10 protein-coding genes are annotated in these 11,431 nt (G+C 59.0%); 6 read left to right on the forward strand and 4 right to left on the reverse strand.

The features are described 5' to 3' along the window. Positions 1-134 precede the first annotated feature (134 nt). A complete protein-coding gene (locus GS605_RS12250; RefSeq protein ID WP_171635753.1) occupies positions 135-995 on the forward strand; it encodes an N-formylglutamate amidohydrolase in 861 nt (286 codons plus the stop codon). Positions 996-997: 2 nt separating this feature from the next. Here the strand turns inward: GS605_RS12250 and GS605_RS12255 are convergent, their stop codons facing one another. Next, positions 998-2,251, reverse strand: coding sequence for a DNA polymerase IV (locus tag GS605_RS12255; protein WP_171635755.1), 1,254 nt, complete (start codon positions 2,249-2,251; stop codon positions 998-1,000). Between the two features lie 339 nt (positions 2,252-2,590). Continuing rightward, positions 2,591-3,301 carry an orotidine-5'-phosphate decarboxylase gene (pyrF, locus tag GS605_RS12260; RefSeq protein ID WP_171724158.1) on the reverse strand — a complete coding sequence of 237 codons (711 nt, stop codon included), beginning with the start codon at positions 3,299-3,301 and terminating at the stop codon, positions 2,591-2,593. An 87-nt stretch (positions 3,302-3,388) separates the two neighbouring features. Between pyrF and GS605_RS12265 the strand changes: the two genes are divergently transcribed. The 3 genes from GS605_RS12265 to clpB all read left to right on the forward strand — a co-directional run bounded on the left by GS605_RS12265 (position 3,389) and on the right by clpB (position 7,805). Next, a complete protein-coding gene (locus GS605_RS12265) occupies positions 3,389-4,645 on the forward strand; it encodes a tetratricopeptide repeat protein (protein ID WP_171724159.1) in 1,257 nt (418 codons plus the stop codon). Positions 4,646-4,745: 100 nt separating this feature from the next. Next, positions 4,746-5,060: a hypothetical protein gene (locus GS605_RS12270; protein ID WP_171635763.1), complete on the forward strand. Its 315-nt coding sequence runs from the start codon at positions 4,746-4,748 to the stop codon at positions 5,058-5,060. Between the two features lie 126 nt (positions 5,061-5,186). Continuing rightward, positions 5,187-7,805, forward strand: coding sequence for an ATP-dependent chaperone ClpB (gene clpB, locus GS605_RS12275; protein ID WP_171635765.1), 2,619 nt, complete (start codon positions 5,187-5,189; stop codon positions 7,803-7,805). A 45-nt stretch (positions 7,806-7,850) separates the two neighbouring features. Here clpB and GS605_RS12280 read toward each other — a convergent pair whose 3' ends face one another. Both GS605_RS12280 and GS605_RS12285 read right to left on the reverse strand, forming a co-directional pair. Then, on the reverse strand, positions 7,851-8,387 hold the full coding sequence (locus GS605_RS12280) for a hypothetical protein (RefSeq protein ID WP_171635767.1): 537 nt from the start codon (positions 8,385-8,387) through the stop codon (positions 7,851-7,853). 119 nt (positions 8,388-8,506) lie between these two features. Further along, positions 8,507-9,322, reverse strand: a complete 816-nt coding sequence (locus GS605_RS12285; protein WP_171635769.1) for a cyclase family protein — start codon at positions 9,320-9,322, stop codon at positions 8,507-8,509. 331 nt (positions 9,323-9,653) lie between these two features. Here GS605_RS12285 and msrP point away from each other — a divergent pair, with 331 nt between their 5' ends. Further along, the gene (msrP, locus tag GS605_RS12290) at positions 9,654-10,556 is read left to right on the forward strand and encodes a protein-methionine-sulfoxide reductase catalytic subunit MsrP (protein ID WP_171635771.1); all 903 of its coding nucleotides are present in this window, start codon (positions 9,654-9,656) and stop codon (positions 10,554-10,556) included. Between the two features lie 4 nt (positions 10,557-10,560). Beyond that, on the forward strand, positions 10,561-11,175 hold the full coding sequence (msrQ, locus tag GS605_RS12295) for a protein-methionine-sulfoxide reductase heme-binding subunit MsrQ (protein WP_171724160.1): 615 nt from the start codon (positions 10,561-10,563) through the stop codon (positions 11,173-11,175). The last annotated feature ends 256 nt before the right edge of the window (positions 11,176-11,431 follow it).

Genomic DNA, 11,431 nt, shown 5'->3' on the forward strand with positions numbered 1-11,431 from the left:
TGCCCAGCCCCATAACGAAATGGGGCGCGGAACCCCGCGCCGGTAGCGGGGTCTATAAAAGGAGTCGCAAAGGGGTTCAAGGGGTTTGGTAGAACTATTTTCCGGTCTATGTTGATTGCGAACATGGAGGGATCATGCAGAACGCAGCCTTTGTATTGGATATGCCGGAAAACCGCAGTTCATGCGTGGTTTTTTCATCTCCTCATAGCGGGCGGAATTATCCCGAAGCGTTTTTGAAGCGGTCCGTTCTGAATCAAAGCGTGATTCGATCCTCGGAAGACGCCTTCGTGGATCAATTGTTTGCTGCCGCGGCCGAGAATGGCGCGCCTTTGATCAAAGCGACCATGCCACGCGCCTATCTGGACCTGAATCGCAGTCTGGACGAACTGGACCCGGCGCTGATCAGCGGTGCCCGCAGGCATGGGCACAACCCCAGAGTCGCATCCGGGTTGGGTGTGATTCCCCGCGTTGTGGCCAATGGACGGGCAATCTACAGCGGCAAGCTGACCATGGACGAGGCGCGGCTGCGCATCGACACCTATTGGCGCCCCTATCATGCACGTTTGAAATCCCTGCTGGCCGAATCACACGAGAAATTCGGCCAGGCCATACTGGTGGATTGCCACTCCATGCCGCATGAGGCGGTGGCCATGGCTGGTACGACCCGAAACAAACGGCCCGAGATCGTGCTGGGTGATCGGTTCGGTGCGTCGGCCTCGTCTGAAATCGTGGACCTCATCGAATCGGCGTTTGCTGCGGCAGGTCTGAATGTGGTGCGCAACGCCCCGTTTGCCGGGGCCTATGTGACACAGACTTACGGCCGCCCCACCCGCCAGCAACACGCGATCCAGATTGAAATCGACCGGGCCTTGTATATGGACGAAGAAAAGATTGCGCCGAACGCCAATTTCATGACGTTTTCGAAACTCCTTCGGCAGGTGGTGCGCGACATATCCAGAATCGGTTCAAAACCTCTCCGTCTGGCGGCGGAATGAAACTAGCGCAAAGCGCGGCCCTTCACGATTGCTTCCGGGCCGAATCTCTGGCGGATCTGGTCGGTGGCCCGCTCGGCCTGTGATCTGCGGACGGCGCCGGGATCAAGCAGGTCGCCGGAGATGTCAGCCTGATCCGCCGGGCACAGGTCAGACAGGCCACACCCCAACAGGCGGTATGGCCCCTGATCCCCCACCTGATCGAAAAGCCCTTTTGCGGTGCGATAGATTTTGTCCGCGATCTGCGTTGCGTCCCGCAATGACACGCGCCGTGTCAGAATCTTGTGATTGGCTTTCTTCAGCTTCAGCGTAACGACCCGGCCAGCCAGATCCTTGGCCTTGGCCCGGTCCGAGACCTTCAGGGCCATGCGCCACAAATGTCCGTCCAGAATATCAATATTGGCGGTGTCCTCGAAAAACGTGGTCTCATTGCTGATGGATTTCATCGGTTCATGGGCTGAAACGCGTCGTTTGTCCTGACCCCGTGCCAAATGCCACAGGCGATACCCCATCGAGCCGAAACGCACAGTCAAAGCCTCCTGATCCCAACGCAGCAGGTCGTTGAAGGTTCGAATCCCTGCCCGGTCCAGAGATTCCTGCGCAGCGGGGCCAATACCCCAGATCAATCGTACGGGTTTGTCATTCAGAAACTCAGCCGTCTCGGCCTTGCCGATCACCGAAAACCCACGGGGCTTGTCGAGGTCCGAGGCAACCTTGGCCAGAAACTTATTGTGACTCAGCCCGATGGATCCTGTCACACCCAGTTCATCCTTCATGCGTTTGACCAGGCGCGCCAGCATGACGGCCGGGGGGGCTCCGTGCAGGCGTTCGGTGCCGGACAGGTCCATGAAAGCTTCGTCCAGGGACAGGGGTTCGACCACTGGTGTCAGTTCGTCCATCATGGCGCGGATGTCCCGTGACACCTGGGCATACACGGACATGCGTGGTTTGATCACGACGGCATCGGGGCACAGTTGCAGCGCTTTGAACATGGGCATGGCGGATCGCACACCGCGAATTCGGGCCACGTAGCATGCCGTGGATACAACACCGCGTTTGCCGCCGCCGATGATGACAGGCTTGTCTGCCAGTTCCGGATTGTCCCGCTTTTCCACCGAAGCATAGAAGGCATCGCAATCCATATGTGCGATGGACAGATCAAACAGTTCGGGATGAGACTTTACCCTGGGGCTGCCGCAGGCCGTGCAGCGCCGTTCGTTCGTCAAAGGGGTCAGGCAATCTCGGCAAAGACCGGGCATCTGCGTCCTCATGTGTTCCGCAGTTGTCTTGGGGGTCCCTTATATCATCCAGTGATATCGATCAAAGATCATTCAGAGAAAAGAACCCCCCGCGCTTCGCGGGGGGGAAGTAACGAACCTCAGGAAGAGTAGGTTCGTTGGGGAGTAAATCCCGTTGAGAATCGCTAAGATTTTCCGGTTGAGATAGGGTTTGGCGCGCTTTTCAGAAACTCGCTTTTTGAATGTGTGTTTTCTGGCACAGGGACGATTTGGCGCGGATTCGCGAAAAACTGACGTAAGGTCAACCTGTTGCGGCGGTTTTTTCAGCGTGAATCCCTGTTGAAACGATGATCCTGCTCATCACGTTTTCAGAGAATTTAACTCGGTCAAAACGGCCGCGGCCGCGGATTTTGGATCTTCGGCCTGATAAATGGGGCGGCCAACTACGATATGATCCGCCCCGTCCTGGATGGCGCTGGCAGGTGTGGCCACACGTTTTTGATCGCCCAGTGCCGCGCCTGCCGGACGCACGCCGGGGGTTACGATCAGCCGGCCCGTCGCCTGGGGCAGGGCGCGGATCAGGGCGGCCTCCTGCGGGCTGGCGATCACGCCGTCGGCCCCGGCCTCGAAGGCGTGGGCGGCGCGTTCCACCACCATGTCCTGAACGTCGCCGGCCTTCATCATGCAGGCATCCAGGTCGTCGCGGTTCAGCGAGGTCAGGATGGTCACCGCCAGGATTTTCAGATCCTTGCCCGCCGCGCCTTCCTTGGCGGCGCGCACCACATGCGGGTCGCCATGCACGGTCAGGAAATCCAGATCGAACTGCGCCAGCCCCCGCACCGCGTTTTCCACCGTGTTGCCGATGTCGAACAGCTTCATGTCCAGGAAGATGCGCTTGCCGTGTTCCTGCTTGAGCTCATTGGCCAGTGCCAGCCCGCCGCCTGTCAGCATGCCCAGGCCGATCTTGTAGAACGAAACGGCGTCGCCTAGCGTCTCGGCCAGCTTCAGCCCTTCCAGCGCGTTGGGGACGTCGAGGGCGACGATCAGGCGGTCATCGGCGGTTTGGAGCATTGTATCGACCTTTCAAGCTTGACGGGATCGGCGCTTCTGTAGAGCGTGTGACGCATTGAGACAAGAAAAGACGCAGGAAAATACGGGATGATACGGTTGGGTGTGGTGGCCTCGGCGGCTGTTCTGGTCGGGGCGGGCGCGGTCTGGGCCGATGAAACGGATTGCGGCGAGGCCCGACTGGTCTGGGCGGACGTCAAGGACAGCGGGTCGGCGACGGCGATCGAGAGTTTTTCACGGATCTACGCCGATTGCCCGATCTATTCGCAGCTGGCGCGCGATCTGCTGGTCGGGCTGACCGGCGAGGCCTCTGCGCCGGCAAAGGCCGACGACCCCAAGGAACCGCAACGGCGCCTGCGGGTTTCCGACCTGCGCCCCCGGCCGGAACCCAACCCCGACGATCCACCGCAGGACCCCGACTATTCGGACGGAGAGTATGACTGCCTGATGGCCGCTGCCGCTCCGGGGCAGTCGCCCTATTTCGACGGGGTGAAATGGGCCGACATGGACGCCGAGAATGCGATGGCGATCTGCGCCGATCTGCTGCTGAAAGACCAGGATGTCGATGCCGAGGTCGTGGCCGCCTTTGGCCGGGCGCTCATGAAGGGCGGCAAGCTGGAAATGGCGCTCGAGTTTTCGGAACTGGCCGCGATGGAGGGCAGCGGGCTGGCGATGAACACGCTCGCTTCGCTCTATAGTGATGGCGAGATCGTTCCCGAGGACCACGAGACCGCGTTTGCCTGGTACATGGCGGCTGCAGAAAGCGCTCTGCCGATGGGCATGCACAACGTCGCGTATGGCTTCGAGAACGGGAAAGGTGTTGCGCCCGACATCGACAAGGCGCTTTACTATTATGAAAGGGCTGCGTTCTTCGGATATGAGCCGTCTCTGCTGCACCTCGGCGTAATCTATCGCGAAGGAACGCATGTCCCGCGCGATATGCAGCGCGCGGTCGACTATCTGAAGATGGCGGCCCGAAACGGCAGCGCCGATGCCGCGGCGCGATTGGGCTACATCTACGAGATCGGCGAGAACGGCTACTCCAAAGACATCGAACAGGCGCTGGATTATTATTTCCAGGCCGCCAAGCAGGACAATGTCGTGGCGCTGCACAATCTCGGGTCTTTGACCTATCACGGGCGGGACGGTGTGCCTCAGGACACGGAAGCGACCGTGTTGTTCTGGGGCAGGGCCGCAAAGCTTGGCGATGTGAAATCGCAGCGCAAATTCGGCCGGTTGCTCTATGAAATCGGCGATGTCGAAGAGGCGCTGAGGTTTCTTCGCCTCGCGGCCGAGCAGGGCGATGACGAGGCGCAAAAGCTGATCCGGCAGATCGAAGGCGGTTGACGCCCACAGCTGACAAAGGAGCCAGCGGTGTCCTCGCTTTGTCCCAACTGTGCTATGGTGCTGCCACTCTGAAACGAAAATTGCATCAAAGGGACAGACCATGAAGCACCTTGTTCCGCTGGCCGTCGTCGCCACGCTGGCCGCCTGCGACGACACGCCGCCACAGACCGAAACCGGCGCCGCGCCGCCCCCGACCAATGATGATTTGTATCTTGTTCGGGGCTATCGGTCCGAAGATGACTGGTGCCAGTTGACCGGAGAAACCACCTTTACCGGCAATTTCCTCGACCACACCGCCGATCTTGTATCCTGCCCCACGGGCAGCGCCGCCGCGCAGTCGCTGGTCGAGACGAACGATGCCCAGCAGGTGGCCGAAACCGGGGGCTACACTGTCTATACGATTCCGCGTGGTTGAGGCGTTTTTTCACTCTCTAGCCTCTTGAACCGGCAAAGGTATTTCCCAGATTGAATGTGAGGCTTCGACCGACGCGTGCCGCCAGGCGGGCGCATCAAAACGGGGCGCTTGGAAAAGGAGAATATCATGGACTTGAACAAGTTCACTGAACGGGCACGGGGGTTCGTGCAGGCGGCGCAGACCATTGCGCTGCGCGAGGGGCACCAGAGGCTGGAGCCCACACATATACTCAAAGCACTGATGGATGACGATCAGGGGCTGGCAAGCAATCTGATCACACGCGCGGGCGGCGCGCCGAACCGCGTGGTCGAGGCGCTTGACGCTGCCATGGGCAAGATCCCGAAAGTCAGCGGTGATGCCGGCCAGATTTACATGGACGGCCAGACGGCCAAGGTTCTGGACGAGGCCGAAAAGATCGCCACCAAGGCGGGCGACAGCTTTGTGCCCGTTGAACGCGTTTTGATGGCGCTGTGCATGGTGAAATCCAAAGCCAAGGAGGCTTTGGAGGCCGGTGCGGTATCTGCCCAGAAGCTGAATGAAGCGATCAATGACATCCGCAAGGGTCGCACTGCTGACACAGCGTCGGCGGAAGAGGGCTATGACGCGCTCAAGAAATATGCGCGCGATCTGACTGAAGCTGCGGCTGAAGGCAAGATTGACCCGATCATCGGGCGGGATGAGGAAATCCGCCGCTCAATGCAGGTTCTGTCGCGCCGCACCAAGAACAACCCGGTTCTGATAGGGGAACCTGGCGTCGGTAAAACCGCGATTGCCGAGGGCATGGCGTTGCGCATCGTCAACGGCGACGTACCGGAATCGCTGAGGGACAAGAAGCTGCTTGCGCTCGACATGGGTGCGCTGATTGCCGGTGCGAAATACCGTGGTGAATTCGAAGAACGCCTCAAGGCTGTTCTGACCGAGGTGACCGAGGCCGCGGGTGAGATCATCCTGTTCATCGACGAGATGCACACGCTGGTTGGCGCGGGCAAATCGGATGGTGCGATGGATGCCGCCAACCTGATCAAGCCCGCGCTCGCCCGGGGTGAGCTGCATTGTATCGGTGCGACCACACTGGACGAGTATCGCAAATACGTCGAAAAAGACGCGGCCCTTGCGCGCCGGTTCCAGCCGGTGATGGTTCAGGAACCGACGGTCGAAGACACGATCAGCATTCTGCGCGGCATCAAGGAAAAGTACGAGCTGCACCACGGCGTGCGCATCTCGGATTCGGCGTTGGTGTCGGCGGCGACCCTGTCGCATCGCTATATCACCGACCGGTTCCTGCCCGACAAAGCCATCGACTTGGTCGATGAAGCCGCGTCGCGGTTGCGGATGGAGGTGGATTCCAAGCCTGAGGAACTCGATCAGCTGGATCGCCAGATTCTGCAAATGCAGATCGAGGAAGAGGCGCTGAAGCTGGAAGACGATGCGGCATCGAAGGATCGCCTGGAAACCTTGCAGAAGGATCTAGCAGAACTTCAGGAAAAATCCGCCGAGATGACTGCGCAGTGGCAGGCCGAACGCGACAAGCTGGCTGGCGCGCGGGATTTGAAGGAACAGCTCGACAAGGCGCGGGCCGATCTGGAAATCGCCAAGCGCGAAGGCAACCTCGCCAAGGCGGGTGAGCTGTCCTATGGCATCATCCCCGAGCTTGAGAAAAAGCTGTCCGAGGCCGAGAATGCCGAAAGCAACGCCATGATGGCCGAGGAAACGGTGCGTCCGGAACAGATCGCCAGCGTTGTCGAACGCTGGACGGGCATCCCGACCGCCAAAATGCTGGAAGGCGAACGCGAGAAACTGCTGCGGATGGAAGAAGAACTGCATTCCCGCGTGATCGGGCAGGATGCGGCGGTCACCGCCGTGGCCAATGCCGTACGCCGCGCGCGCGCGGGCCTGAACGACGAAGGCCGCCCGCTGGGCTCGTTCCTGTTCCTCGGGCCCACCGGTGTGGGTAAGACCGAACTGACCAAGGCCGTGGCGAACTTCCTGTTTGACGACGACAACGCGATGGTACGCATCGATATGTCCGAGTTCATGGAGAAACACGCGGTCGCCCGTCTGATCGGTGCCCCTCCGGGCTATGTCGGTTATGACGAAGGCGGTGTGCTGACCGAAGCCGTGCGGCGCAGGCCCTATCAGGTCGTGCTGTTCGACGAGGTCGAAAAGGCGCACCCGGATGTCTTCAACGTGCTGTTGCAGGTTCTGGACGATGGCGTTCTGACCGATGGTCAGGGCCGCACCGTGGACTTCAAACAGACGCTGATCATCCTGACGTCGAACCTTGGGTCTCAGGCGCTCAGCCAGCTGCCCGAAGGTGCGGACAGTTCACAGGCCAAGCGCGACGTGATGGATGCAGTCCGGGCACATTTCCGGCCCGAGTTCCTGAACCGTTTGGACGAAACGATCATCTTTGACCGCCTCAAGCGTGCCGATATGGATGGCATCGTCGATATTCAGATGGCACGTCTGCAAAAACGTCTGGCCGCCCGCAAGATCGAGCTGGCCCTGGATGACAGCGCTAAGGAATGGCTGGCCAATGAAGGCTATGACCCGGTCTTCGGTGCCCGCCCGCTGAAACGCGTCATCCAGCGCGCCTTGCAGAACCCGTTGGCCGAAGCTCTGCTGGCCGGGGAAATCAAGGATGGTGACGTCGTTCCGGTCACCGCCGGGCAAGATGGTTTGATCATCGGTGATCGTTTGGGAACTTCCGAGCGACCGCGCCCGGACGATGCCGTGGTGCATTGATCTGACACCGTGAACTGAAAGGCCCGCTTTTTTGGCGGGCCTTTTTCATGTCGGTTTTCCATAGCCTTTGTTCAGATAATCACTGAGGACCTTCATCCAGACCTGCGCTTTCTCCATTGGAAACTGGGCCGTGAACCTCAGCTTCACAATACAATTGTCCACGACGCCGACTGCCAGAAGTTCGGACAGGCCATCTGATGCTTTGGCCTCGGCCCGATACGGCAACACCTGCGACGGATCACGCAACTGATAGGCGTTGATTTCACCAAGCTCGGCACCGCGCCGCGCAGCTATTGCAGCGATATCGCGTGCAGCTTGTTTAAAGCTTTCAAGGGCCATTTCAGATGAGACGTCCCTTTGTTGATGGTCATAGAAGAAAACCGTGATCTTGGAAGATGGGTCTGCAAAAGTGGCGGAATAGCCGAGGCCCGGATGGCTGTCTTCATAAACTTCAGACCCGATCTGATTCAGATCGCTCAGGACCTGCGGCGCGCGCTCAAACAGCTTTTTGCATGATTGCACATCAGCCAATGCCGATCCGCACAGCAAAGACAAAAAAACAACAAGGGGTCTAAGCAACATGAAGGCAGGTGTCCCGAACAGATCAAGAATGCACGACGTCTTGGTCTGGAACTGTGGCAGAAGTTTGGCCCTACCGGAAAGATGGCCGGGCGGGCGCTGGTCGGCCGCCCGGGCATTTGTCAGATCAATGCAAAGATCCGCGCCGGCCCGCCGGTGCCGCCTTGGTGCTTGGGTGCGCCGATCACCAGCGTTGCACCCGACGCAGGCACGCGATCCAGCCCAGCCAGACATTCGATCCCGAACCGGCCTGACGGCAACCACGCGTAATGTGTCGCGAAATCTGCGGACATGCCGTGATCCAAGGACAGGGTATCAACGGCAATTGATCGTGCTCCGGTCTCCTCCATCAGCATCTCCGCGGCTTCAACGTGGAAGCCCGGGTAATGCTGCGCTTCGCCGTCGAAATTGCGGAACTCATCCGTGGCGGTTTTGCCTGCCCATCCGGAATGCATCGCCACGCAGGCACCATCAGGAATATCACCATTGGCCGCAATCCAGGCTTTCAGATCGTCCGGGGTGACGCGCGTGTCAGCGTCCTCGGCCGCTCGGGCGGCGATGTCCACGACGCATAAGGGGGCGACCAGATCCGTGACGGGGATTTCATCAACCGACGTCCCATCCGCCGAAAAGTGAAGCGGCGCATCGATATGCGTGCCCGTATGTTCGTTGATTGACAGGTTGAACAGATTGAAGCCGTGATCAGCAAAGTTGAAAGCCTGCTCGGCCGAAATGCCGGGTTCGCCGCCCCATGTCGGGAAATCCGGGCTCAGCGTGTGGGTCATATCTTCGACACCGCCATGCCCGGCCGCCAGTGCTGCCGGCGCGACGGCTCCGGTTGCGGCTGCTGCAACACCCGAAGCTGCGGCAGCTTTGAAGAACCCGCGACGAGACAGCATCTTGTCTTTGACGGCATTCATTACGCAGATATCACACATTTTTCTTCCTCCCATTGCGGCCAAAAGGCTGCAGTTGCAGCCTTGCCTCGCGTTCGGCTTGGCGTGGCACCCATCTGACAGAGTGCAGCCTTGCGCCCGCAGTTGTAAAGTTTTGTGCCCGAGTTCTGACGGTAATCCACGAAAACCGCAGTTTTCCGCCGGGCTCCAAAAGTTCTCGAGTCTATGGTTTTCGGTGCTGAAAACGTTACTCGAATTCCCTGTTACAATGGAACGTTACAATCACTTCGCTCAATCGTTACGCCTGTTTCCATGGCTCTGTGCTATCAGCACACTACGTCAATAGCGACCACTGAAGATGACGGAGACCCATATGGCGCATCGCTGGACCAATACTTTGACACATGCAGACGTCACCCCCCGGGCGGCGTTCCTCAACCGGCGGCAGGTTATGGCCGGCCTGGCTGGTGTCGGCCTGACTGCGATGGCCAAACCGGCGGCAGCACAGGATGGGTTGGAGCCGAACACGTGGGAAGAGATCACCACCTACAACAACTACTATGAGTTCGGGACCGGAAAAGATGACCCGGCGAAATATGCTCATACGCTGGTGACCGAACCCTGGAGCGTCACAATTGATGGTCTGGTCGACCACCCCGGCGACTATGATTTTCAGGCCATCCTGTCCGAGATGACGATAGAGGAGCGGATCTACCGCTTTCGCTGTGTGGAAGCCTGGTCGATGGTAATTCCGTGGAACGGATTTGAGCTGGCCGACCTTCTCAATATGGCGGGCGTGCAAGACGGCGCGAAATATGTGGCTTTTGAGACGGCCTATCGCCCGGATGAAATGCCGGGAACGCGGTTTCCCGTTCTCGATTGGCCGTACCGAGAGGGATTGCGCCTGGATGAGGCGATGCACCCCCTGACAATCATGGCAACCGGAATTTACGACCGCCCGATTCCCAACCAGAACGGTGCGCCCTTGCGTCTGGTCGTTCCTTGGAAATACGGCTTCAAATCGATCAAATCGATTGTTCGGATCACGCTCACAAAGGATGAACCGCCCACCAGCTGGAACATGTCCAATCCACGCGAATACGGGTTCTACAGTAATGTGAACCCCAACGTGGACCATCCACGCTGGTCTCAGGCTTCAGAGCGCGAGATCGGGGGCGGGCTTTTCGCGTCACGTAAGCCGACCCTGATGTTCAACGGCTATGAACAAGAGGTCGCCAGCCTTTATGAAGGCATGGATCTGGCCAAGAATTATTAAAACCATGTCGGCGATGAACCAGACACTCCGCCGTATTCCGGTATGGGTCGTTTATCTGCTGGGGGCGTTGCCCGCCCCCTGGCTGTTTTATCTTGGCCTGACCGGTGGTTTGGGGGTCGAACCGATTGAGGCGTTGGAGCACAGATATGGGGAACTGGCCCTTCAGTTGCTGATTGCCGGTCTGGCGGTCACACCCCTGCGCCGGCATGTCGGCCTCAACCTGATGAAGTTTCGGCGCGCGATCGGGGTGCTCACGTTTGTATACGTCGCGTTGCATCTTCTTGTGTGGCTGGTTCTGGATGTGCAGCTTCCCAGCCAGATCTGGGCGGATATCCTCAAACGCCCGTACATAACAGTCGGCATGGCGGGGTTTCTTCTTCTGCTTCCGCTGGCGTTGACCTCCAACAACTGGTCTGTGCGCCGACTGGGACCGCGCTGGCGCAAGCTGCACCACCTCGTTTACGCGGCCGCATTGTTGGGGGCGATGCATTACCTCTTGCTGGCAAAAGGATTTCAGATCGAGCCGCTTGCTTACCTGGCTGCCATTATCGCCCTGCTTGTCCTGCGCCTGCCGATTCCCAACCTGTCTTTCCGGTCCAACAGGGCCGATTCCGCCTGACTCGGACGTGAGGCTGTGGGTAATCATGTGCATAACGCGCTGAACCGGGAATTCTGACCTGCCTTTACATAGTTATCGGCGGCAGTGTGCTTGGTTGATCTGAATTAACTATCTGTAATTCTTGGATAAATTAACTTTTCAAGAATTTCTTCTGTTTTTGTGTATTTTCCGCTTGCGGGATTTGTTTGTTATACTTAGAACCCCCTTCACCGGCGCTGCTGAGGCGCTGGGACGCGGCGGAAGCGGCGGTTACGCT

The sequence above is a fragment of the Ruegeria sp. HKCCD7559 genome, assembly GCF_013110575.1.
Classification (GTDB): Bacteria; Pseudomonadota; Alphaproteobacteria; order Rhodobacterales; family Rhodobacteraceae; genus Ruegeria.